Here is a 22,354-nt window from a genome sequence, read left to right on the forward strand (position 1 = left end):
CTCGCCCACCCCACTGCGCCGCCCGCCTGGCCTGCCGGCCGCCGGACGGACGGCAGGCGGGGCCGGAGAACCGCCTGCTTCTCGCCGTCGCCGCCCAACACGGCGACCACGCACACGCCCCACGGCCGACAACGCTGCGCTGCGGGCTGCTGCCCTTTGTCGTTGCTGCCCTCCACCTCACACCCCGGCGGCCTTCCGCTCGGCTGGGGTTATCGAGTGGGGCACCACCTCAGCCGCCCTCCCGCCTGGACCACGAGTGGGCTCGCGCCCGGCAGGCGGGGCCGGGGAACCGCCCTGCTTGCTCCGTCGCTGCCCAACCACGGCGACCACGCACACGCCTGGCGGCCGACGACGCTGCGCTGCGGGCTGCTGCCCTTTGTCGTTGCTGCCCTCCACCTCACACCCCGGCGGCATTCCGCCCGGCCACGACCCGTGAGTGGGGTACCTGCTCAGCCGCCCGACCGCCTGGACCACGAGTGGGCTCGCGCCCGGCAGGCGGGGCCGGGGAACCGCCCTGCTTGCTCCGTCGCTGCCATCTCCGGCGACCATGCACACGCCCCACGGCCGACAGCGCTGCTGGAAGGCCCGCCGGCCCGTCCTCGTCGCCCCTTTTCCTGGGCATTCGTCTGGTGGTCGAAAGGGTCAGCGGCCTGACCTGCGTGACGTGTACGCATCGATGACCTTGACCCCCAGGGTCTCGTCCTCTGTGCGGATCACCTGTCCGCCTCGACCGGTCACCGCCTGGGCCAGGGCCCCCGCCTCCCCGCCGCCTCCCGGGACGATCAAGGTCACGGCGGCCCCCATCGCCGCCAGTGCGTCCAACTCGGCCTCCGTCTTCTCCGCCGTCTCCGGGCGGGGCGGCCAGGCGAACTCCGGCGACCCGTCCCGTCCGAGGTGTGCGGTCGGCTCCCCGTCCGTCACCAGCACCGCCACCGGTGCCCGCCCGGGATGGCGGCCGAAGTGCTCCCGTGCCAGGAGCAGCGCGTGCTGCACGTTGCTGCCCTGCACCCTCGGGCCGGCCGGTTCCAGCAGCTCCGCCGCGGACAGCGGCCGTGCCGTCTCGTCGAACCCCACCACCCGCACGGCGTCCTGCGGATACCGGGCGCCGACCAGTGTGTACAGCGCCAGCGCCGCCTCCCGCGCCGGGCCGAACAACCCGCCGCGCACCATCGACGACGACAAGTCCACCAACAGGCACACCGCGGCCGCCGCCCGCTCCTCGGCCTCGGCGGTCCGCACGTCTTCAGGGGAGAGGAGAGGAGCCTGCGGATCGGCCGCCCGGCGTACGACCGCGGCCCGCACCGTGGCCACCGCGTCCAGCGGCGCCGGGCTCCCGGGCTCCCAGGGCACCGTCGCCCCCGGATCCCCCGCGTCCGGCCGCGCCGTCCCTGCCGTCCCCACACCCCGTTCCTGCGCGAGGCCGTGGCCGCCGCTTCGGTGACCCCTTCGGCCCGTGGCCAGGCCGCGCAGCGCCGCCTCTCCGAGGCGCCGCACCGCCTGCGGGGTGAGCCGTGGCCGGGACCGGCCGCCGGTGAGCAGCCCGGCACCGCGCAGCCGGGGCTCGACCTCGGCCAGCCGCCCGACCGCCTCGGCCGCCCCCGGGCCCAGCAGCCGCTCCGCGGCAGCGGGATCCACCCCGTCGGGGCCGCCTTCGAGCGCCCGCGCCAACTCGTCCAGGTCGGCCAGCTCCTCGATGAGGTCGACCGCCTCGGCCAGCCCCAGATCCCCGGGGCCGTCCACCTCGGCGAAGGCCTCCCGCACCAGGTCGGGGCGGCGCCGGAGCAACGCGTCGGCGAGGCGGTCGAGCGCCTCGGCCAGGCCCGCCTCCCGGGCGGCCTCGCCGAGCAGCCCCTCCAGTTCGGCGCGGCGGTCCGGGTTCAGCGACGACGCGTGCGCCCGCGCGGCGGCGGCCCGCCGGGCCAGTGCTTCGGCCACGTCGTCCAGGGTGCCGGGCCGCCCGGCGAACTCGGGGAAGAAGGCGCCGTGCTCGGCCATGAACCGGTCGAGGTCGACGGGCTCGCCCCGGGCATCGGCCTCCAGCAGCGCGGCGAGCGCCGTCGCCATGGCCGCGACACCCGCCGGGTCCGGCGAATGCGCCCTCCACGCCTCCGACCGGCCGAGCCGCGCATCGACGAGGTCGTTCCGCACCTCCTCAAGGAGGCGCGCGACCGTCTCCCGCGCCTCGTCCGATCGCCAGGGGTAGGGACCGGCGAGCAGGTGGCGCAGGGCGGCGGCGGTGTCGCGGGGGAGGGAGGCGAGTTCGCTCTCCCGGACGCGCGCGTCGTCGGAAGGGTCGTCGGCCAGGGCACGCAGCTCCAGTTCGACCGCGCGGTCCAGCTCGGCGCGCGCCCGGCGGTGCACCCCGTCGAGGCCTCCCCGCCGTGCCGCCTGTCCGCGCCGCTCCCGCACCTGGCGCAGCAGCTCGTCCGTGCCCGGGATCCCGTCAACGCCCTGCCGCAGCAGGTCGCGCAACGCCTGGTGGGGGCGCTTCCCGTCGAAGACGCGGCGGCCGAGGCCGCGCAGCGCCCGCGCGGTGTCGAACGGCGGCGCGAGCGGGTCGGGACCGGGCCGGTAGGGGAGGTAGCGGACCCGGTCGCCGCGGGCCGCCCCGCCGTCGCTCGGCTCCCCGCCGGTCATTCCGCCGGCCTCATGTCCGGTACACCGAACGCTCGCCGGGGCCGCCGGGGCCCTCCGGTCCGGCCGCCCCGCCCTGCCCTGCGGCCTCCTCGCCCCCGAGGTCCGCCTTGGACAGCCTCCGGGTCAGGTACAGCCCCTCCATGGCCAGCTCCAGCGCCGCCGCGGTCTCTCCGGCGGCCGCGTCCGGCCCCTCCGGCGCCCCCTCGCCGCCCTGCAGGGCCCCGCCCCGCGCGGCGCGCTCGGTCAGCACGCCCAGGCCTTCCAGCGGCCCCACCGACGCGAGCAGGTCGGCAGCGGGCACCCCGGCCCCCGCCTCGGCGGTGCCGCCGCCCGCGAAGTGCGCCTTCAGCGGCTCCAGCTCCTCCTCGGCGAACCGCTCCCGGAACACCTCGGCCGCCGCCCGCCGCAGCAGGTGGTCCAGCACCTCGCCCTCGCGCCCCTCCTCGCCCGGCGCGAACTCGGCCTTCCCGCGCAGCGCCGGGACCGCCGACGCCAGGTCCGCCACCCGGGCCACCGCCGCCTTCTCCCCGGTCAGCGCCGCCCGCCGCTCGGCCGAGGCGGCCGCCGCCTCCACCGCCGCGAGCGCGAACCGGGCCGACACCCCCGAGCGCGCGTCCACCGACGCCGACCCCCGCACCAGCCGCGCGAACCGGGCCACCACCGCCACCAGGTGCCCCGGCACCAGCACCCGGCCCGCGGGCGCGGCCTCCTGGCGGACGAGCGCCTCCTCGTCGTCGGCGGTCAGCGGGTAGTGCGTGCGCACCTCGGCGCCGAACCGGTCCTTGAGCGGGGTGACGATCCGCCCCCGGTCCGTGTAGTCCTCGGGGTTGGCCGTGGCCACCACCAGCAGGTCCAGCGGGAGCCGCAGCGCGTACCCGCGGACCTGCACCTCCCGCTCCTCCAGCACCCCGAACAGCGCCACCTGCACCCGGGCCGCCAGGTCGGGCAGCTCGTCCAGGCCCAGCACCCCCCGGTTGGCCCGCGGCACCAGCCCGTAGTGCAGCGACGCCGGGTCGTCGAGCGCGACCCCCTGGGCCAGCCGCACCGGGTCGATGTCGCCGACCAGGTCGGCCACGGATGTGTCGGGGGTGGCGAGCTTCCCGGTGTACCGGTCGCCGCGGTGCCGCCAGACCACCGGCAGGTCCTCGCCGAGCCGCCCCGCCGCTTCCTTGCAGCGCGGGCACACCGGCGCGAAGGGGTCGTCGTTGACCGGGCACCCCTCCACCACCGGGGACCACTCGTCCAGCAGCCCTGCGACCGCCCGCTGCAGCCGCGTCTTGCCCTGCCCGCGCTCGCCCAGCAGCACGATGTCGTGGCGGGCCAGCAGCGCGCGCTCCACCTGCGGCAGCACGGTGGCGTCGAACCCGACAAGACCGGGGAGGCGCGGCCGCCCGGCGCGCATGCGCTCCAGCAGCGAGCGGCGGACCTCCTCCTTGACGGGCAGGGGCGTGCGGCCGGAGTCCCGCAGGGCGCCGACGGTGGCGGGGAGCGCGTCAGGGGGTGTGAGGGCGGACACGCAGGCGAGTCTAGTGGCGGGGCGCCGTGTGCGGGATCGCCTCAGCGGGGCCGTCTCCGGTGAAATAAGCAGCCTCGGGGGAAGGTTTCACGTCGAGGGGCTGCAAGGATGGTCCCCCGGGCCGGCGCCCCGGCCCGGAACGGACCGACGAGCGATGTGGGGTGCGACCAGTGGCCAGGTTCGGTGATGCGCTTGCGTCGGGCGCCGATCTGGTGAGCGCGGCCGAGAGGGCGGTGCAGGAGGCGGTGCGGTCCCTCGACGGCCCTCCGGACCTCATCTTCTTCTCGGTCTGCGGCACCGACACCGAGGAGGTCGTCCTCGCCGGTGAACGGGTGATGGGCATGGCCCCCGGGTCGGTGAGCATCGGCTGCACCTCCGCCGGTGTGATCGGCGGCGGCCGCGGTGTGGAGGAGCAGGGCGCGGTCAGCGTGTGGGCGGCGCGGCTGCCCGACGTGGAGATGACCCCGTTCCAGCTGGACGTGGTGCCCGAGGGCGACCACCTGGCGGTGATCGGCATGCGCGAGCCCGACGAGTCCGACCGCGCGGCCCTGCTGCTCGCCGACCCCTACCGCTTCCCGGCCCAGTCGTTCGTGGAGCGCTCCACCGACGCGCTGGGCGGTCTGCCGCTGGTCGGCGGGCTGGCCGACGGCATGGGCGGGAACGGCTCGGTGCGGCTGTTCTTCGAGGGCGAGGTGGTCGACGCCGGTGCCATCGGCCTGCTGCTCGGCGGCGACGGCATCGTGGGCACGATGGTCAGCCAGGGGTGCCGCCCGGTGGGCCCGGCGATGGCGGTCACCGGGGCCGAGGGCAACGTGGTCAGCGGCCTGGCCGGGGTTCCCGCCTACGACCGGCTGGAGCAGCTCATCAACGCGCTGCCGCCGGAGGAGCAGGAGCTGGCGGCCGGGGGCGGGCTGCACATCGGTATCGCCATGGACGAGTACGCCGACCGGCACGAGCAGGGCGACTTCCTGATCCGCTCGGTGGTCGGCGCCGACCCGGACGAGAACAGCCTCACCATCGGCGACACCGTGGACGTGGGGCAGACCGTGCGGTTCCAGGTGCGCGACCGGGACACCGCCGACACCGACCTGCTGGAGCGGCTGGGCATGTTCGGCGAGGACACGGGCGGGCGCGCCGCGGGAGTGCTGCTGTTCTCCTGCAACGGGCGCGGGGCGTCCATGTTCGGCACCGCCGACCACGACGTGCGGGCGGTCCGCCGCGCGCTGGGCGTGGACGCGGTGACCGGCTTCTTCGCGGCGGGCGAGGTCGGACCGGTGGCGGGCCGCAACCACGTGCACAGCTACACGGCCTGCCTGCTGGCCTTCGGGGACTAGGGGACTGGGGCCGGCCCGGGGCGGGCCGGGCGGACCGCTGTGGGCCCAGACCCGCGGACCCGTCGTTGATCTCGGGAAATGCGCCCCTAAAAGCGGCCCGGTAGCGTCGCTTCTCCCGAGATCAACGCCGAGCACACCCGCCTGACCGCGCCGGCTCCTCAAGGTGTCCGCTTCACCCCGGCTTCCCCGAGGTCGGCGACGGCGGGGCCGAGGGCCCCGCCGAACCCCCATCGAACTCTCGGGAACCTGCTCCCGGGTGGGCAGCGGACCGATGGCCGAATCCGGACGCGCCCGTGCCGACCGGGCCCCATACGCCGCCACCGCCCATGAACGGGGAATGGTCCCGGGGAACGGCGGCCGCCGATCCGGGTGGTGATCATGCGCCATTAAGGGTGGCCATTATGGCCGCCCCTGGCCAGGCCGGTTCGTTCCGGTGCACTTCCGACGCCCCGGCGTGCGCGGAATTCGGTCCGCTTGTCCTCCTTTTACCCTGCACGGCCCCTCTGCGCGGCGTGCCGTTTTCGTCATTCCCTGTCGCCGGTTGCTTACTTGTGGGGTCCTCGGTGTGCCGGGGACCGACCGAGATGGGGGAGACATGCCGCGTAACCGGCCGCGTATCCGGCCTCGAATCCGGCTCCGCACCGGCGCGTTCGCCGCCGCCGGGCTCCTCGGCGCGCTCCTGCTGCCCGCCGCGCCGCTCGCCGCCGCGCCGCAGGCGCCCGCCCGCCCGTCGGCCCAGGGCTGGATCGAGGAGGACCCCGGCAGCGCCGACCTGCGCCTGGACACCGGCGCCGCACAGGACGCGCCCCTCGGTGCCTCGCTGGAGCGCGAGCCCGGCGACGGCCCCGTCGCGCTGGCCACCTTCCCCGCCCGCGACCTCGACCGCGCCGTCGACGAGCTCGACGTGGCCATCGGCGTCTCCGGCCCGGCCGACGGCTTCTCCGTGGAGGTGCGCGGCGAGCGCGCCGAAGGCGTGTGGGGCGAGTGGGTGCCGGTGGCCGGCTCCTCGCCCGGCGCAGTCGCCGAGGAGCAGGGCGTGCGCGTGCGCCTGCCCCACCCCGCCGACCGCGTCCAGGTGCGGGTCGGCCTGAGCGGGAAGGCCGCCGAGGGCGGGTCGGTGCTGGAGGAGGTGCGCCTGCGCCCGGTCGGTGCCGCCGACGGTGCCGCCGACGGCGGGCTTCCGGGCGAGCCGTTCTCCGCGCGGCTGTTCGCCACCCGAATCGGCCTGGTCGGCGCGACCACCGCCAACGGGCACACGGTCCGCGCCGACGACCACTTCGTCGCGCTGCCCTCCCGGCGGGCGCTGGCGCCGCGCGGTTCCGGGGACTACACGGTGCGGGTGTGCACCGAGGCCGACGGGGGCGACGAGGTCGAGGGGGACGGTGCCGACGGGCGCCGCTGTGCCTACGCGCCGGTGTGGGACGTGGGCCCCTGGAACATCAAGGACGACCACTGGAACACCGACCGCCAGATGTGGCGGGACCTGCCGCACGGCACCCCGCAGGCCCAGGCCGCCTACAAGGACGGCTACAACGGCGGGCGGGACGGCTTCGGTCGCAAGGTGCTCAACCCGGCCGGGATCGACCTGGCCGACGGCACCTTCCGCGACGCGCTGAAGCTGCCCACCAACGCCTGGGTGCGGGTGGACTACCTGTGGACGGGCGACCCGCGCCCGCGCGCCCGGATGGCGGCGGCCGACGGCGGCGACCCGGTGGTGGTCCGCTCGGGACCGGGGCGGGACCACCCGGCGACCGGGATGGCCGCCGAAGGGGCGCGCGTGGCGGTCGAGTGCCGCACCGCCGGGGAACGGGTCGACGGCCCGGCGGGCGCGGCGGCCGAGTGGCTGCGCATCGGCGAGGGCGACTTCGTCCCGGCGGCCTTCGCCGAGGGCGGGGGCGCGGCGCCCGAGTGCGCGCTGCCCTGACCGCGGGCCCTTCCCGGGAACCCGCCCCCGGGAACCCGCCCCCGCAAAGCGGAAGGGGTGGCTCTCGGCCACCCCTTCCGCACTGTGCTGCGGGAGGCTAGGCCCCGCCGTAGGGGACGGCGTCGATGATGTCCACCGACAGGCTCTTGCCGTTCGGGAGCGTGTAACTCACCGTCTCCCCGATCCGCTTACCGTTGATCGCGGAGCCCAGCGGCGACTTGGGGGAGTAGACGTCGATCGGCGCGCCGCTCTCCTCCCGGGAGGCGAGGAGGAAGGTGACCTCTTCGTCGTCGCCCTCGAACTTGATGGTGACGGTCATACCGGGACCGACCTCGCCCTCCTTGTGCGGGGCGCTGCCGACGCGCGCGTTGCGGAGGATGTCCTGGAGCTGGGAGATGCGGGCCTCGATCTTGCCCTGCTCCTCCTTGGCGGCGTGGTAGCCGCCGTTCTCCTTCAGGTCGCCCTCCTCGCGGGCGGCTTCGATCTTGTCGGCGATCTCGATGCGACCAGGCCCCGAAAGGTGCTCCAGCTCCGCCTTGAGCCGGTCATACGCCTCCTGGGTCAGCCAGGTGACGTTGTCATCGCGGGTCTCGGTCACGGGAACTCCCTTGGTGCGTCTGAACTACTGCGGTCCACCATCGGCCGCAGCTGAACTTACGAGGTTATCACCGCGTGATCATCGCGGAAGAACCGTTGATTCCCGCCGTTTGCGCACCGTACAGCGCTTTGCCGTCAGGTGCGGTCAGGAAAGCGGAGGAATGGTCCGTGCGATGGTCGGCGGTGTCCGGCGCCGGGGCCGGGGCACGCGGGGGCGGTCAGGTCAGGGCGGTCTTGGCGTTCACTTTGCCGTTCCTTGTTCCCTGCAGGACGCCACTTCTACCATCGCGGCACGACGAACCGTCTCGATCTTCGCCGTCACGTCCTGGGTCCCCGCCCCGACCTCGACCCGGCGCTGGCCGACCTCGACGTGCTGGGGGTCGGTCGCCCGCACGATGCACACGGCGGGGCCGCCGCTGTTGGTCTGGAAGGTGATGCTGGCCTCGTCGTCGGACTCGATGCTCCAGGCGATGGTCTGGTTGGCCACCCCGGTGTGGTCCCCGTAGCTCATCAGGGCGAACCCCCACCCGACCGTGAAGACGCCGGCGGCGATGAGGCCCAGGACGAAGAAGACGGGGCGGGCGCCGTGCCGCTTCCCGATGGCGCTCCCGGACGCGTCCCCGGCCGCACTCGGGCCGCTGCCGCCGTTGTCGCCGTCACCGCCGTCGCCTCCTGCGGCGCCGTGCCGCTCGGCGCCGTCGGGCGTGAGGTCAGAGGGGCTCTCGGGCATGCGGGAATCTCCGAACGTAAGGTCTGCGTTGTCTAAGATAGCCCCGCCCACTGGGGCCCCTGTTCCACCCCCGCCCCCGCATGTCCCCGCACGGGCAGCGCGGCGGGCACCCGGCCGGACCAAGCCGCCGGCCGGGTCTTTTCGAGGAAGCTTCCGCGACTACCCGAGGGGTAACTCCGTTGTCCGAGCGTTTGCGGCTCATGGCCGTGCATGCCCACCCCGACGACGAATCCAGCAAGGGCGCCGCCACCATGGCGCGCTACGTGGCGGAGGGCGCCGAAGTGCTGGTCGTCACACTGACCGGCGGCGAGCGCGGTTCCATCCTGAACCCGGCCATGGACCGGCCCGAGGTCCGCGAGAACATCGGCGAGGTCCGCCGCAAGGAGATGGCCGAGGCCCGGCAGATCCTCGGCGTGCACCAGGAGTTCTCCGGCTTCGTCGACTCGGGCCTGCCCGAGGGCGACCCGCTGCCGCCGCTGCCCGAGGGCTGCTTCGCGGTGCAGCCGCTGGAGACGGCCTCCGAGCCGCTGGTGCGCTCGGTGCGCTCCTTCCGCCCGCACGTCATCCTCACCTACGACGACGAGGGCGGCTACCCCCACCCCGACCACATCATGACCAACCGGGTCTCGGTCGAGGCCTTCGAGGCGGCGGGCGACCCGGAGCGCTACCCGGGCACCGGCGACCCGTGGCAGCCGCTCAAGCTCTACTACCACGTGTCCTTCCCGCGCCCGCGGTTCGAGGCGATCTCCGCCGCCCTGGACGAGCGCGGCCTGGAGAACCCCTACAAGGACCTGATGAAGCGCTTCGAGGACATGGAGCGCGACCGCAGGACGTGGGACATCACCACCTAGATCAAGTGCGACGAGTACTTCGAGACGCGTGACCGCGCCCTGATCGCGCACGCCACCCAGATCGACCCGAACGGGTTCTGGTTCGCGGTGCCCATGGACATCCAGCGCGCGTCCTGGCCCTGGGAGGACTACCACCTGGCCCGCTCCCTGGTCGACACCGAGATGCCGGAGACGGACCTGTTCGCGGGCGTCCGCGAGACGGTGGGAACATGAGCGGTATGGAGACCGTACTCATGCTCGCTCAGCCCGAGGTGGACAAGTTCACCGTCACCCCGGGCGTGCTGGGCTTCCTGGTGGTGGCCGCGATCGGCGCCGTGCTGTACTTCCTCATGCGCAGTATGAGGACCAAACTCGCCCACGTCCGCGAGGGCGGCTTCGACCAGGCCGTCGAGGCGGCCGCCGACGAGCCGGGGCAGCCCTCCAAGGAGTGACCGGGGAGTGACGGCAGAGGGCCGCGGCGCGCCCCGAACGCCGCGGCCTTCCGCCGGGACGCGCCGGTGCCGTTGACACAGGTCAGTAGGCGACGGTGATACGGCGCCGGATGGCCTGGTCCTTCTCCAGCTCGTCGGCCAGTGCGACGGCGTAGTCCTCGGCGCTGATGAAGCTGCGGCCGTTCGCGTCGAAGAGGAGTTCGTCGCCGCCGAGCTGGAACCGGGCGGTGCGGTCGCCGGGGGCGATCTCGTCCGCCGGTGAGATGTAGGTCCAGTCCAGGTCGGTCACCTCGGCGCGCAGCAGCCGCAGGACCTCGCGCTGGGCGAGGGACTCGGCCTTGTACACCGCGGGGAAGTCGTCGGTGTCGACGCGGTCCGCACCCGACGCGGTCTTGAGGCTGCCGGCGCCGCCGACGACGACGAGCCGCGGCACACCCGCGGTGCGCAGCCCTTCGGCCAGCGAGCGGTACATCGTCAGCAGCGGGGCGGTCGGGTCGGAGCCGTCGCGGGGCGGGGAGACGGCCGACACCACGGCGTCGTGACCCGCGGCCGTCTCAGCCACCTGGGCGGGCTCGGTGACATCGAGGGCGACGCTCGTCAGGTCGGGACTCAGGGGCAGGGCGGCGGCCGTACGGCCCGAGCGGGTCGCGGCGGTGACCTGGTGGCCGCGGTGCAGCGCTTCCGCCGCCACACGGGAGCCGATCATGCCGGTGGCGCCGATGAGGAGGATCTTCACGGATGACTCCGTTCGTGCTGGTCTCGTAGGGCTCGTAGGTATGGTCAGCGCCGGATCTCGAAGGTGACCTTCGCCTGCTCCATCGTCTCCTGCAGGACGCGCACCTCTCCGGAGGCGTTCTTGTACTCGCCGGTGCCGCCCGTGATGGCGAACTTCTCGTCGAAGACGGGCCCGGAGTCGGAGAGCTCCGCGGTTCCAGACGTGGTGATCTTGCCGTCGGGCAGCTCATAGACGAAGGTCAGCATCTCGGAGGTACGCGGCTCGGCGTCGGTGGAGATGCCCACGAAGCTGCTGGCGCCCAGCTCGTTGCCGTCGGCGTCGATGAGGTCGGCGGTCCCGATCAGTTGGTCGCCGAGGGCGGAGTCGTCCGGGGGGACGTCGACCAAGTTGACCGCAGTGCCCTTCTCGACCGCCTCGATGGTGATCGTGCGGTGGTGGTATCCGTGCTTGGGAGGGGCGGCGTTCGCCGCAGTGGGCGCCAGGGACAGGCCGAGGACCAGGGCTCCTGCCGTGGCGGCGGCGACACCGATCGCTGGAAGGACGTGCTTGCGCATGATCGGACTCCGTATCCGTCGAGGTACCGCATCAAATATCTGCCGCTGCAGACAATATGCCTGCAACGGCAGATATTGCAAGAGCAGCTTCTTCTGTCGTCGGCTATCTGGCATCCTGGTGGGATGGACGCGCAACTGCTGCATGACGACGACGTGACGCTCTACGGACTGTTCGTGGAGGCGTTCACTCGCCTCAAGCCCCTGGTGCACCGGGACCTCGGGGTCCCGGACGCCTGGTTCGAGGTGCTGCTGCGGCTGGGGCGCACCCCCGGGCACCGGCTGCGCATGACGGATCTGGCGGAGGCCGTGTCCTTCAGCTCGGGCGGCTTCACCCGGCTCGCCGACCGCATGGCGAAGGAGGGGCTGATCCGACGCGACCCCGACCCCGAGGACCGGCGGGCCTCACTCGCCGCACTGACCGACAAGGGGGCGGAAGCACTCGACCGGGCCCTGAAAGCCCACGTCTCCCAGCTCCGCAGTCACGTCACCGCCCCCCTCACGGCCGAGGACCGCCGCCACCTGGAGCGCATCCTGCGCACACTCCGGGACGCGAACGAGTGAGTCCCGCAGACGCACGGCTGTCGCCCGGTGGGGAGGAGGCTTCTCGCTCGACCTTGTTCCTCAGACGGCCGACAGGTCGACGGTGACCGGGAAGGGGACGGACGCCTTGATCGCGCCGGTGAACATCTCGCCGTCCCGGTACGCCTTCATCGCCGGGTCGAGGACGTAGGTGTAGATGATGGGGATGCCGGTGGCCGCCTGCTCGATCCGCCAGTAGAAGGGGATGCCGGACTCGGCGTACTGGCTCGTCTTCACGATGCGGTCCGTGGTCTCCGAGCCGGGGGAGACCACCTCGACGACCAGGAGCAGGTGCTCGGGGCGGCTGGGCGTGACATCGAGGGTGTCCGCCCGGTAGACGGCGACGTCAGGGCGGCGGTTGGTCAGCGGGACGTCCTGGAGGCGGACGTCGAAGTCCGTATCGGCGTTCCAGTCCGGGCCCGCGGCGTCGTCCAGAGCGTTGGCCAGGATTCGGGCCAACCGGTTGTGCCGCTTGGACGCGCTCGGACTCACGACGACCATCCCGTCCACGATCTCGATGCCCGCGCACTGCTCTTCGGACCAGGAGTCGTACTCCTCCGCGCTGATCTGCGAGTGCATCCACGCGGGGGCGACCATCTCCGCGCCCATGGCGTACCTCCCTCGACCGGCGGTGACCGTCAGGTCCAGCACTGCTCGGTCCAGACTACTGTCGCTCCCGCGTTCCTGCCGGTACATGCCGCGCCCGCAGCCGAGCACCTGCCCGCAGCGGGGCGTGATCCGTGCACGGCCCGATTCAGTCCGGAGACGGCGGGCCGTTCCAGTGGTAGATGTTCTCCGGGCGGCCCTGGCCGCCGTAGCGCGGGCGGCGCTCCACGAGGGCCTGCTCGGCGAGGTGCTCCAGGTAGCGGCGGGCGGTGACGCGGGCCATGCCCAGGCGGTTCCCGGCCTCGGCGGCGGTGATGCCGTCCGGGTCGAGTCCGCGGAGCAGGTCCACCACGGCGGAGAGGGTCGGGTTGCTCATCCCCTTCGGGAGCGGGCCGCCGATGCTGCCGCGCAGCGCACCGAACGCCCGGTCCAGGTCCTGTTGGGCGGCGGTCCCGCCGCGGTCGAGAAGGTGGCCCCGGTATTCGGCGTAGCGTTCCAGCTTGTCGCGGAAGGCGGCGAAGCTGAACGGCTTCAGCAGGTACTGCACCACGCCGTACACCAGCACCGAGCGGACGGTGCCCACATCGCGCGCCGAGGTGATGGCGATGATGTCGGTGAGGTGGCCGCGGGCGCGCAGGGTGCGGCAGACGTCCAGGCCGGTCATGTCGGGCAGGTAGAAGTCCAACAGGACGAGGTCGACGGGGTGCCGGTCCAGGAAGTCCAGTGCCTCGCCACCCCGGTGCACCACGCCCGCGGCGGTGAAGCCGGGGACCCGCTCGACGTACTGCGCGTGCGCGTCGGCGATCCGCGGGTCGTCCTCGACGATGAGCGCTCTGATCCTGTCTTCACCGCTGTTCATACGTCTTCTTCCCGGTCCGGCCGGTCGTCCGGCCCGCCCTGCCCGCCCGGTGCTTCGGGGGCCTGCTGTGGACGCAGCCGCACGGTGAACACCGCGCCGTCGCCCGACTCCACCTCCGCCGCGCCCCCGTACCGGTCGATCACCTGCTTGACCAGGGCGAGGCCCAGGCCCTGGCCCCGCGCCCCGGCGGCGGACTTGGTGGTCCAGCCGCGCGTGAAGATGGAGTCCAGGTGCGCGCCGCCCACGCCGCTGCCGCTGTCGGCCACCCGGACCAGCAGGCCGCCGCCCGCATCGCTGCGCGCGGTCACCGTGACCCGGCGGGGAGGTTCGGCGGCCAGCGCCGCGTCGATGGCGTTGTCCACCAGGTTCCCGACCAGGGTGACCAGGTCGCGGGCCGCGACCGCGCAATCGGTGACCGCGGAGTCCTCGGTGACCACCAGCTCCACGCCCTTCTCGGCGGCCTGGGCCGCCTTGCCGAGCAGCAGCGCGGCCAGTGCGGGCTCCTCCACCGCCTCGGTCAGCCGGTCGGCGAGCTGCTGGGCGGAGGCCAGCTCGACGGTGGCGAACTCCACGGCGCGCTCGGTCTGGCCGAGTTCGACCATGGTGACCACGGTGTGCAGGCGGTTCGCGGACTCGTGCGCCTGGGCGCGCAGCGCCTCGGTGAAGCCGCGCACCGAGTCCAGCTCACCGGCCAGCGCCTCCAGCTCGGTGTGGTCGCGCAGGGTGGTGACGGTGCCCAGCGGGCGGCCGTCCTTCTCGATGCGCTCCTGGCGGGCGACGAGCACCCGGTCGCCGTAGACGCACAACCGGTCGTCGGCGGGCTCCCCGGAGGCGAGCAGCGCGTCGAGCGGGGGCCGCAGGCCGAGGTCGCCGACCCGGCGGCCCTCGGCGTCGGCGCCCAGGCCGAGCAGTTCGCGCGCCTGGTCGTTGGCGAGCACCAGCTCGCCGCGCGGGCTGACGATCAGCAGGCCTTCGCGGACGGTGCGCAGGACGGCGTCATGGTGCTCGTACATGCGGGTGATCTCCGCGGCGCCCAGGCCCAGGGTCTGCCGGTCCAGACGCCGGCTGATCGCGTACGAGCCCGCGGCGGCGACCAGCAGCGCGGCGGCGGAGACGGCGACGACCGGGTACAGGCGGCGCTGGACCTCGCTGCCGATCCGCTCCTGGAGGATCCCGATGGACACCAGCGCCTCCACCTGGCCGTCCTCCCCGCGGATGGGCGTCACCGCGCGGACCGAGGGGCCCAGCGTTCCCTCGTAGCTCTCGGTGAAGGTGCGGCCCTCCAGCGCGGGGGCGACCGTGCCGACGAAGGGTTCGCCGATGCGTTCCGGGTCGGGGTGGGTGTAGCGGGTCCGGTCGGGGGCCATGAAGACGATGAAGTCGGTGCCGGCCGCCTCGCCCACGGATTCGGCGAGCGGCTGCAGTTCGGCCGACGGGTCGGGGCCGTTCAGCGCGGTACGGACCTCGGGCAGCTCGGCCAGCGCGGAGGCCAGGGCGCGCACCTGGAGCACGGCATGCTCGTGGGTCTCCCGGCGCACCTCCAGGAAGACCAGCACCGCCGCCGTCCCGACCAGTGAGAGGATCACCGCGAGCTGCAGTACGAAGAGCTGTCGCGCCAGGCTCATCCGCTTGCGCATGGTGCCATTCTCACAGGTCGGGGGCGGCGGCGCGGGAGGGGCGGGGGCCGGCCGGGCCGCAGGGCCCGCGGTCACATCGTGATGCCCAGGGCCCAGCCTCCGAGCAGCATGCTCATCGCCGTGATCAGGACGACGCCGATCAGGTTCAGCCACAGCCCGGCCCGGATCATCTGCGGCATCGTCACATACCCGGAGCCGAACACGATCGCGTTCGGCGGGGTGCCGACCGGGAGCATGAAGCTGCAGGTGGCGGCCAGCGCGGCGGGGACCATCAGCAGCATCGGGTCGATGCCGATGCCCACGGCGACCGCGGCGAGCACCGGCAGGAAGGTGGTGGCCGTCGCGGTGTTGCTGGTGAGCTCGGTGAGGAGCAGGACGATCAGGCAGACGGCGGCGACCAGCAGGATGACGGGCAGTGCGCCCAGGCCGCCCATCTTGCCGCCGATCCATTCCGAGAGCCCCGTGTCCTGAACGGCCTTGGCCAGGCACAGCCCGCCGCCGAAGAGCAGCAGCACACCCCAGGGGACGCCGTTCTGCGCGGTCCGCCAGTCCATGGCGGCCACGCCCTTCCGCGCCGACACGGGGATGAGGAAGAGGGCGAGCGCGGCGGTCAGGGCGATGGTGGTGTCGTCGAGGTTCGCGATGAAGGGGAGCACGGAGGTCAGCGCGCCCCACCCGCTGAGCTGGTCCTTGAAGACCCACAGCAGTGCGGTGGAGACGAACACGGCCAGGACGGTCCACTCACCGCGCGAAACCGGGCCGAGCCCGTCCAGCTCCTCCTGGATGACCTGCTTGCCGCCCATCACATCGCCGAGCCGGGTCGGGTAGGCGACGCGGGTCAGGAACGCCCAGGCGATGATGAGGAAGACGGCCGAGAGCGGCACGCCCAGCTTCATCCAGTCGGCGAAGCCGATGTGGACGCCGTAGGACTCCTCCATGATGCCGCTCATGATGAGGTTCGGCGGGCTGCCGATCAGGGTGGCCAGGCCGCCGATGGTGGCGGCGAAGGCGATGCCCAGCATCATCGCGACGGAGAAGTTCTTGGTGTCCTTGTCGGCGGACAGGGCCGCCACCGGGTCCTCCTCGGCGCCGCTCCCGGACGCCGCCGCGGCCCCGTCGCCCTGCGGCGCGGTGCGCGCCTGCCGGGCCGCGGCGACCATCGCCAGCACGCTGACGCCGATGGGCAGCATCATCATGGTGGTGGCGGTGTTGCTCACCCACATGGACAGGAACCAGGTCGCGGTCATCACGCCGAGCAGCAGTTGGCGCGGCTTGGTGCCGATCGCCCGCATGGTCAGCAGCGCGATGCGTTTGTGCAGGTTCCACTTCTGCATGGCCAGGGCGATGACGAAGCCGCCCAGGAAGAGGAAGACGATCGGGTGGCCGTAGGCGGCCGCGGCGTCACCGGACGGGAGGACGCCGAGCCACGGCAGCGCCACCAGCGGCACCAGCGAGGTCGCGGCCAGCGGCAGTGCCTCGGTCATCCACCAGACGGCGACCAGGATCGCCACGGCGAGCGAGGCGCGGGCCGCTCCGGACAGGTCGGGGTCGGCCGGAATCAGGAAGTAGGCCGACAAGGCCAGGCCCGGCCCGAGCAGCCGGCCGATCCAGACGCGCGTGTTGGGCAGGTGCCGTTCGTCGGCGCCGGGTCGTGGCCCTGCGGATCGCCGCATCCGGCTCTCGGGCGCCCGGTCCTCCGTGGTTGCCATCGAGGTCCCTTCCGTAACGTTCCGGCCATCGGCCGGTCATCGGGGTGCCCGGACAAGGTGACATGGACCACCACGGGTGTCGCTCTTTTGTTCGTAACGGTCGCACGGCCCTGACGAGGGGTTTCGCGTCCTCGGGGTGCGGCCGGGGCGGCCGACCGCCCCACCGGGTCCGGTTCCGTCGGACTCCGGACGGCAGGCCGGTAGGAAGGGCGGCGGCATCGGTGGCATGGGTGGTAGTGAGAAGTACTCGGTGGGTTCGCCCGAGGAACTCGCGGAGACCGTGCGTGCCCGGGTGGGGCCGGGGGGTTTCTCGGCGTTCGTGCCCGACGCCATCGAGCACCGGATCGCCATGGAGCGGCTCGGGGAGATCGTCGCGGACTTCGAGGCGGACAACGGCCCTCTCACGGGCCAGGAGGTCGAGGCGGCCCGGGCGGTGCTGAACCATGATCGGAGCCCTGGCCCCTGAGCTCCTGCCGGGGGAGCCACGGGCCGCCCGCCGGTGCATGGCGCCAGCCCTGTCGGGCAGAGTGGGGACATGTCCAACCGCTTGGCCGACGCGACCAGTCCCTACCTGCTGCAGCACGCCGACAACCCTGTGGACTGGCGCCCCTGGGGTGAGGAGGCCTTCGCCGAGGCCCGTCGCCGGGACGTTCCGGTGCTGTTGTCCGTGGGCTACGCCGCCTGCCACTGGTGCCACGTCATGGCGCACGAGTCCTTCGAGGACCACGCCACCGCCGAGCGGATGAACGACGGCTTCGTCAACGTCAAGGTCGACCGCGAGGAGCGCCCCGACGTCGACGCCGTCTACATGGAGGCCGTCCAGGCCATGACCGGCCAGGGCGGCTGGCCCATGACGGCCTTCCTCACCCCCGACGGCGCCCCCTTCTACTGCGGCACCTACTTCCCGCGCGAGCATTTCAACCGGCTCCTTGAGGCCGTCTCCCGTGTCTGGCGCGAAGAGCGCGACGGCGTGCTCGACCAGGGCCGCCGGGTGGTCGACGCCTTGGCCGCCCCCCGCACCCTCGGCGAAGGGCAGCTGCCCGGCGCCGACGAGGCCGCTGCCGCGGTGGAGGGCCTGGCCCGCGACTTCGACGCCCGGCGCGGCGGGTTCGGCGGCGCCCCCAAGTTCCCGCCGTCCATGCTCTTCACGTTCCTGCTCGCGCACCACCGCCGCACCGGCGACGAGCGCGCGCTGCTGATGGCCAGCACCACCGCCGAGGCCATGGCCCGCGGCGGCATCCACGACCAGATCGGCGGCGGCTTCGCCCGCTACTCGGTCGACGCCGAATGGACCGTGCCGCACTTCGAGAAGATGCTCTACGACAACGCGCTGCTGCTCCGCGCCTACCTGCGGCTGTGGCGCGAGACCGGCGACCCGCTCGCCCGCCGCATCGCCCTGGGCACCGCCGACTGGATGGTCGCCGACCTGCTCACCCCCCAGGGCGGCTTCGCCTCCGCGCTGGACGCTGACAGCGAGGGCGAGGAGGGCCGCTACTACGTGTGGACCCCCGCCGAGCTGGAGCGCGTGCTCGGCCCCGACGACGGGGCGTGGGCCGCCGAGGTCTTCGGCGTCACCGACGAGGGCACCTTCGAGCACGGCACCTCGGTACTGCGCCTGCCTGAGGACCCCGACGACCCCGAGCGCTTCGAGCGGGTGCGGCGGACCCTGCTGGCCGAGCGCGCGCGGCGGGTTCCCCCGGCCCGCGATGACAAGGTCGTCGCCGCCTGGAACGGGCTGGCCGTCGCCGCCCTGGCCGAGACCGGTGCTCTGCTGGACCGCCCCGACCTCATCGAGCGCGCGCGTACCGCCGCCCGGCTCCTGGCCGACCTGCACATGGAGGACGGCCGCATCGCCCGCACCTCCCGCGACGGCGTCGTCGGAGCGAGCGCGGGCGTCCTGGAGGACTACGCCGACACCGCCGAGGGGTTCCTCGCGCTGTTCTCGGTCACCGGCGAACAGGAGTGGTCCGCCGCGGCCGGGCGGCTGCTCGACACCGTCCTCGACCGGTTCACCGACGGCTCAGGCGCCTTCTACGACACCGCCGACGACGCCGAGGCGCTCATCAACCGCCCCCAGGACCCCACCGACAACGCCGTCCCCTCCGGCCGCTTCGCCGCCGCCGGTGCGCTGCTGACCTATTCCGGCCTCACCGGATCCGAGCGGCACCGCCGCGCCGCCGAGAGCGCGCTGGGGCCGGTCGTGCCGCTGGCCGCCAAGGCGCCGCGGTTCGCCGGGTGGGGGCTCGCCGTCACCGAGACCCTCCTCAGCGGCCCCCTGGAGGTGGCCGTCGTCGGTCCCCGGGGCACCGAGGCCACCCGGGAGCTGCACCGCACCGCGCTGATGGCCGCCCCGTTCGGCACCGCCGTGGCGCCCGGGGACGGGGACGCCCCCGACGACCCCGCGGACGCGCCGGTTCCGCTGCTGGCCGGACGCCCGCTCATCGGCGGCGGCCCCGCCGCCTACGTGTGCCGCGGCTTCACCTGCGACCTGCCGGTGAGCGACGCCGCCGCCCTGCAAGGGCGGCTGACGCCCTGACGTTGGCCGGATCCGGCCGCGACGCGCGGCGGCCGGACGGCCGCACCGTGACATCGGGCATCCACAGTCGGAAGAGGGCCGAGCGGCGGCTCACCACGGGGAGCGCGGAGGGGAGCGCGATGGGCAGACGGGCGGTGGCCCTGGCCGCGCCGCTTGTCCTGGTGCTGTCGACGGCCCTGTCCGGCTGCACCGGGCAGGTGCAGCTGAGGCCGGGCCCGGCCCGGCCGGCGGCCTCCTCCGAGGACGGGTTCCCCATGCACAAGGGCGACGAGCTGCACGCGGTCAACGACATCAACCTGGTGCTGCCCGAGCGCTGGGAGGCCCTCGGCTCGGACGGGTGCCTGGCCCCGCCCGCGGCCGCCGAAGAAGCCGACGGGCAGCACGGCCGTGAGGACGGGCCGGTGCCGTGCCCGCCGGCGGCCATGCGGCTGCGGTTCAACGTCAGCGAAGGCGGCAGCATCAGCCGCGCCGACCTGGACTCCGACACCGGCTGGAAGCGCCCCAACGTGGTGTGCCCCGGCTCGGTGGGCCAGGTGGGCTCGGCCGTCCCGGCCCTGGTGAAGCGGGAGAAGCGGGACGAGTTCGAGCTCGTCAGCGGGGAGACCGTCGAGCAGGCGGCCTGGCGGCTCAAGTGTGAGGGCGGCGCCCCGTTCGAGACCCGGCTGTGGCTGGTGCCCGACGCGGACGTGGCCCTGGACGTCGCGATCGTCGACCCGGCCGCCGACTACGACCGGATCGCCCGCTCCATGGACCTGTCCCGGTACACCCCCTGACCTGGCTCCATCCCCGTTGATCTCGGGGAAAACGCCCCTAAAACCGTGGCGGTAGCGTCGTTTCTCCCGAGATCAACAAGAGGCAGCCGGGCTCACCCGGACGCGCGTGTCCCGGCGATCACCTGGTCGACGATGTCCGGGCGCGGGGACGGCTGGCGCACCTCCAGATAGAGGACCGGGCCGCCGCCGTGCGGGCGCACCGCCGCCGCGGCGAACGACGACGGCCCCGGACACGAGTCCCACTCCCACACCTCGCCGCCCCAATAGGAGTCCGCGTAGTCGCGCCGCCGCGGCTCGCCCGGGCACGGCCCCGCGTCGATGATCTCGTCCAGCTGCGGTCCGGGCGCCGAACGGCTCAGCAGCCCGGCGAACACCCCCGCCGCGCCGCCGCCCTCGTGCCAGGCGTCGGTGTCGGTGGCCGCGAGCAGCCCCGGCTCGCGCCCGCCGACCAGCCCGAGCTGCCGCGGCGACCACCCGTTGGGCTGCAGCTCGTCGGCCCACTCCACGGGGACGGCCACGCTCACCGACCCCGTCGTGTCGCTCACCCGGCCGAAGGTGAGCCCCGGCGCGGCCGCCGCCGCCGGGGTGCACGCGGCCAGCGCCGCCACGACCGCCGTCGCGCCCGCGGTGCGGCGCACCGCCGCGCCGTGCCGCAGCCGCCAGGGCACCCCCTCGGGGAGCTCCTGCTCCATCCGGATGGCGCGCACTCGGTCGGTGAAGGTCTGGGCGTCGGCCGGACGGGCCGACCGGTCCTCCGACAGCGCCGCCATGATCAGCTCGTCGAGCGCGCGCGGGGTGCCCGGGCGCACCCGCCGCGGCGGCACCCGCACCGGCGGGGGCGGCGGCCTCCTCCCCGTGACCAGCTCGTAGGCGACCGCGCCCAGCGAGTACACGTCGGCGCGCACGTCGATGTCGCCGCCGGGCTGTGACTGCTCCGGCGACATGTAGCCGGGGGTGCCCGCCGCCGCGGTGAACCCGGAGGCCCCGTCGATGCTCTTGGCGAACCCCAGGTCGGCCACGAGCACCCGCTGGCCCACCGGGGAGGACTGCAGCAGCACGTTGGAGGGCTTGATGTCGCGGTGGATGGTGCCGTGCCGGTGGAGGGCGGTGACGCCCTGGCCGATCTCGGTCAGCAGCCGCAGGGCCTCGTCCAGGGGGAGCGGCCCGCGGGCGACCAGGTCGGCCACGCTGCCCTGGTCGGCGTAGGTCATCACCATGAAGGGCCGCTCGTCGGCGAGCACGTCGAGGTCGTGCACCCGCACCAGCCAGGCCGAATCGGCCTGGCGCAGGATCCGCGCCTCCTCGACGAAGCGCTGGTGCACGTCCAGCTGGTGGGCCCAGTTCTCGGCGAGGACCTTCACCGCGACGGGGGTGTCGAGCAGGTCGTCGTGGGCCAGCCATACGGTCGCGAACGAGCCGGAACCCAGCCTGCGAACGACCCGATATCGGCCGAAGGTGTCCGGTTGCGCCACAGGTACTGCCTTACCAGAGCGCACCCCGGCAAACCTGGCGGGCCTGGCCCGCTTCGGCAGGAGCCGGCCGGGGCACCTACGCGTCAGAGTGGAATGTGAACCTCGTACAGGGGGGTGCGCGTGTAAGGGAGTAGCAGGGGACGGCGCACCGCCCGGAGCGCCGCCCTCGGAGCAAGGAGCTGAGAGCCGTGGGTAACACCGACAAGGGCACCGCCCCCAGGCGGAGCGCCGCGAAGGTCGACGAGGCCGTCGAGGAGCTGGCCCGACGCGCCCGCGACGGAGACGAGTCCGCGCTGGAGGAGCTGCTGCGCCGCATCCAGCCGGAGGTGCTGCGCCGCTGCGCGCGGTTCCTGCCCTACCGCCAGGACGCCGAGGAGGCCTGCCAGGACGCGCTGCTCCGGGTCGCGCGCAACATCTCCGGGTTCAAGGGCGACTCGCTCTTCACGACCTGGCTGTACACCGTCGTCTCCAACTCCGCCCGGCAGACCTACCGGTCGATGAAGCGCCGCGCCGGCGAGCTGCCCACCGAGGCGGACCGCATCCCCCACCAGCGCGACCCCCGCACCACCAGCGTCATCGCCGGCTCGCGCATCGACCTGCTGGAGGCCCTGGACCGGCTGGAGAAGGAGCGCCCCAACCTGGTCGCCCCCCTGGTCCTGCGGGACCTGTGCCAGATGGACTACAACGAGATCGCCGGGGAGCTCAACATCGCCCTGGGCACCGTCAAGTCGCGCATCCACGAGGGGCGCAAGCACGTGCGCAGGGCGCTCGCCGTGACGTGAGCGGGTAAAGCGCCCTACCCTGGAAGGTAATCCACCCCTCGCGCACCGGGCCGCGCCGTCGGTGCCGCCGGTGCCGCGGGGGCCTCTTCCC

At 73.7% G+C, this 22,354-nt stretch carries 19 protein-coding genes and 1 pseudogene; 9 read left to right on the forward strand and 11 right to left on the reverse strand.

Features of this window, described 5'->3' with window-relative positions; all coding sequences use genetic code 11:
• Nucleotides 1-642: 642 nt before the first annotated feature.
• Together O4J56_RS09920 and O4J56_RS09925 are read right to left on the reverse strand one after the other, a co-directional pair.
• The gene (locus tag O4J56_RS09920) at nucleotides 643-2,637 is read right to left on the reverse strand and encodes a vWA domain-containing protein (RefSeq protein WP_270685372.1); all 1,995 of its coding nucleotides are present in this window, start codon (nucleotides 2,635-2,637) and stop codon (nucleotides 643-645) included.
• Between the two features lie 10 nt (nucleotides 2,638-2,647).
• On the reverse strand, nucleotides 2,648-4,153 hold the full coding sequence (locus tag O4J56_RS09925) for a sigma 54-interacting transcriptional regulator (protein WP_270685373.1): 1,506 nt from the start codon (nucleotides 4,151-4,153) through the stop codon (nucleotides 2,648-2,650).
• 170 nt (nucleotides 4,154-4,323) lie between these two features.
• Between O4J56_RS09925 and O4J56_RS09930 the strand changes: the two genes are divergently transcribed.
• On the forward strand, nucleotides 4,324-5,487 hold the full coding sequence (locus O4J56_RS09930) for an FIST signal transduction protein (RefSeq protein WP_270685374.1): 1,164 nt from the start codon (nucleotides 4,324-4,326) through the stop codon (nucleotides 5,485-5,487).
• A gap of 595 nt (nucleotides 5,488-6,082) precedes the next feature.
• A complete protein-coding gene (locus O4J56_RS09935) occupies nucleotides 6,083-7,411 on the forward strand; it encodes a hypothetical protein (protein WP_270685375.1) in 1,329 nt (442 codons plus the stop codon).
• 97 nt (nucleotides 7,412-7,508) lie between these two features.
• Here O4J56_RS09935 and greA read toward each other — a convergent pair whose 3' ends face one another.
• Together greA and O4J56_RS09945 are read right to left on the reverse strand one after the other, a co-directional pair.
• Nucleotides 7,509-8,009 carry a transcription elongation factor GreA gene (gene greA / locus O4J56_RS09940; RefSeq protein ID WP_017626777.1) on the reverse strand — a complete coding sequence of 167 codons (501 nt, stop codon included), beginning with the start codon at nucleotides 8,007-8,009 and terminating at the stop codon, nucleotides 7,509-7,511.
• 240 nt (nucleotides 8,010-8,249) lie between these two features.
• The gene (locus O4J56_RS09945) at nucleotides 8,250-8,738 is read right to left on the reverse strand and encodes a DUF4307 domain-containing protein (RefSeq protein ID WP_270685377.1); all 489 of its coding nucleotides are present in this window, start codon (nucleotides 8,736-8,738) and stop codon (nucleotides 8,250-8,252) included.
• 179 nt (nucleotides 8,739-8,917) lie between these two features.
• Here O4J56_RS09945 and mca point away from each other — a divergent pair.
• Nucleotides 8,918-9,802, forward strand: a pseudogene (mca, locus tag O4J56_RS09950) (mycothiol conjugate amidase Mca).
• A 5-nt stretch (nucleotides 9,803-9,807) separates the two neighbouring features.
• Nucleotides 9,808-10,020 carry a hypothetical protein gene (locus O4J56_RS09955; RefSeq protein WP_270685379.1) on the forward strand — a complete coding sequence of 71 codons (213 nt, stop codon included), beginning with the start codon at nucleotides 9,808-9,810 and terminating at the stop codon, nucleotides 10,018-10,020.
• Nucleotides 10,021-10,102: 82 nt separating this feature from the next.
• On the opposite strand, the gene O4J56_RS09960 is transcribed toward O4J56_RS09955, so the two are convergent.
• Together O4J56_RS09960 and O4J56_RS09965 are read right to left on the reverse strand one after the other, a co-directional pair.
• Complete coding sequence (locus O4J56_RS09960; RefSeq protein WP_270685381.1) at nucleotides 10,103-10,756, reverse strand: NAD(P)-dependent oxidoreductase; 654 nt, start codon at nucleotides 10,754-10,756, stop codon at nucleotides 10,103-10,105.
• Between the two features lie 44 nt (nucleotides 10,757-10,800).
• Entirely contained in the window at nucleotides 10,801-11,310 is a 510-nt protein-coding gene (locus tag O4J56_RS09965) for an allene oxide cyclase barrel-like domain-containing protein (protein WP_270685382.1), read from the reverse strand.
• A 123-nt stretch (nucleotides 11,311-11,433) separates the two neighbouring features.
• Between O4J56_RS09965 and O4J56_RS09970 the strand changes: the two genes are divergently transcribed.
• The gene (locus tag O4J56_RS09970; protein ID WP_270685384.1) at nucleotides 11,434-11,871 is read left to right on the forward strand and encodes a MarR family winged helix-turn-helix transcriptional regulator; all 438 of its coding nucleotides are present in this window, start codon (nucleotides 11,434-11,436) and stop codon (nucleotides 11,869-11,871) included.
• A gap of 60 nt (nucleotides 11,872-11,931) precedes the next feature.
• Here the strand turns inward: O4J56_RS09970 and O4J56_RS09975 are convergent, their stop codons facing one another.
• The 4 genes from O4J56_RS09975 to O4J56_RS09990 all read right to left on the reverse strand — a co-directional run bounded on the left by O4J56_RS09975 (nucleotide 11,932) and on the right by O4J56_RS09990 (nucleotide 16,700).
• Nucleotides 11,932-12,540, reverse strand: a complete 609-nt coding sequence (locus O4J56_RS09975) for a Uma2 family endonuclease (RefSeq protein ID WP_270685386.1) — start codon at nucleotides 12,538-12,540, stop codon at nucleotides 11,932-11,934.
• 103 nt (nucleotides 12,541-12,643) lie between these two features.
• The gene (locus O4J56_RS09980) at nucleotides 12,644-13,354 is read right to left on the reverse strand and encodes a response regulator (RefSeq protein WP_270685388.1); all 711 of its coding nucleotides are present in this window, start codon (nucleotides 13,352-13,354) and stop codon (nucleotides 12,644-12,646) included.
• Entirely contained in the window at nucleotides 13,351-14,991 is a 1,641-nt protein-coding gene (locus tag O4J56_RS09985; RefSeq protein WP_270685390.1) for a sensor histidine kinase, read from the reverse strand. The genes O4J56_RS09980 and O4J56_RS09985 overlap by 4 nt, the downstream gene beginning before the upstream one ends.
• A gap of 71 nt (nucleotides 14,992-15,062) precedes the next feature.
• Nucleotides 15,063-16,700: an SLC13 family permease gene (locus O4J56_RS09990; RefSeq protein WP_270685392.1), complete on the reverse strand. Its 1,638-nt coding sequence runs from the start codon at nucleotides 16,698-16,700 to the stop codon at nucleotides 15,063-15,065.
• 226 nt (nucleotides 16,701-16,926) lie between these two features.
• Here O4J56_RS09990 and O4J56_RS09995 point away from each other — a divergent pair, with 226 nt between their 5' ends.
• The 3 genes from O4J56_RS09995 to O4J56_RS10005 all read left to right on the forward strand — a co-directional run bounded on the left by O4J56_RS09995 (nucleotide 16,927) and on the right by O4J56_RS10005 (nucleotide 20,009).
• Nucleotides 16,927-17,166: a hypothetical protein gene (locus tag O4J56_RS09995; RefSeq protein ID WP_270685393.1), complete on the forward strand. Its 240-nt coding sequence runs from the start codon at nucleotides 16,927-16,929 to the stop codon at nucleotides 17,164-17,166.
• A gap of 69 nt (nucleotides 17,167-17,235) precedes the next feature.
• Entirely contained in the window at nucleotides 17,236-19,236 is a 2,001-nt protein-coding gene (locus tag O4J56_RS10000; RefSeq protein WP_270685395.1) for a thioredoxin domain-containing protein, read from the forward strand.
• A 119-nt stretch (nucleotides 19,237-19,355) separates the two neighbouring features.
• Complete coding sequence (locus O4J56_RS10005; protein WP_270685396.1) at nucleotides 19,356-20,009, forward strand: hypothetical protein; 654 nt, start codon at nucleotides 19,356-19,358, stop codon at nucleotides 20,007-20,009.
• Between the two features lie 92 nt (nucleotides 20,010-20,101).
• Here O4J56_RS10005 and O4J56_RS10010 read toward each other — a convergent pair whose 3' ends face one another.
• Complete coding sequence (locus tag O4J56_RS10010) at nucleotides 20,102-21,481, reverse strand: serine/threonine-protein kinase (RefSeq protein ID WP_270685397.1); 1,380 nt, start codon at nucleotides 21,479-21,481, stop codon at nucleotides 20,102-20,104.
• A gap of 188 nt (nucleotides 21,482-21,669) precedes the next feature.
• On the opposite strand from O4J56_RS10010, the gene O4J56_RS10015 reads away from it, so the two are divergent.
• A complete protein-coding gene (locus O4J56_RS10015; protein WP_270685398.1) occupies nucleotides 21,670-22,263 on the forward strand; it encodes an RNA polymerase sigma factor in 594 nt (197 codons plus the stop codon).
• The last annotated feature ends 91 nt before the right edge of the window (nucleotides 22,264-22,354 follow it).

The organism is Nocardiopsis endophytica (assembly GCF_027706725.1).
GTDB classification, from domain to species: domain Bacteria; phylum Actinomycetota; class Actinomycetes; order Streptosporangiales; family Streptosporangiaceae; genus Nocardiopsis_A; species Nocardiopsis_A endophytica.

Coding starts and splice junctions, on each gene's coding strand:
- O4J56_RS09970 (WP_270685384.1), top strand. CDS start 11,434: ATGGACGCGCAACTGCTGCATGACGACGACGTGACGCTCTACGGACTG.
- O4J56_RS09980 (WP_270685388.1), bottom strand. CDS start 13,354: ATGAACAGCGGTGAAGACAGGATCAGAGCGCTCATCGTCGAGGACGAC.
- O4J56_RS09990 (WP_270685392.1), bottom strand. CDS start 16,700: ATGGCAACCACGGAGGACCGGGCGCCCGAGAGCCGGATGCGGCGATCC.
- O4J56_RS09965 (WP_270685382.1), bottom strand. CDS start 11,310: ATGCGCAAGCACGTCCTTCCAGCGATCGGTGTCGCCGCCGCCACGGCA.
- O4J56_RS09920 (WP_270685372.1), bottom strand. CDS start 2,637: ATGACCGGCGGGGAGCCGAGCGACGGCGGGGCGGCCCGCGGCGACCGG.
- O4J56_RS09935 (WP_270685375.1), top strand. CDS start 6,083: ATGCCGCGTAACCGGCCGCGTATCCGGCCTCGAATCCGGCTCCGCACC.
- O4J56_RS09945 (WP_270685377.1), bottom strand. CDS start 8,738: ATGCCCGAGAGCCCCTCTGACCTCACGCCCGACGGCGCCGAGCGGCAC.
- O4J56_RS09985 (WP_270685390.1), bottom strand. CDS start 14,991: ATGCGCAAGCGGATGAGCCTGGCGCGACAGCTCTTCGTACTGCAGCTC.
- O4J56_RS09995 (WP_270685393.1), top strand. CDS start 16,927: ATGGGTGGTAGTGAGAAGTACTCGGTGGGTTCGCCCGAGGAACTCGCG.
- O4J56_RS10000 (WP_270685395.1), top strand. CDS start 17,236: ATGTCCAACCGCTTGGCCGACGCGACCAGTCCCTACCTGCTGCAGCAC.
- O4J56_RS10005 (WP_270685396.1), top strand. CDS start 19,356: ATGGGCAGACGGGCGGTGGCCCTGGCCGCGCCGCTTGTCCTGGTGCTG.
- O4J56_RS09955 (WP_270685379.1), top strand. CDS start 9,808: ATGGAGACCGTACTCATGCTCGCTCAGCCCGAGGTGGACAAGTTCACC.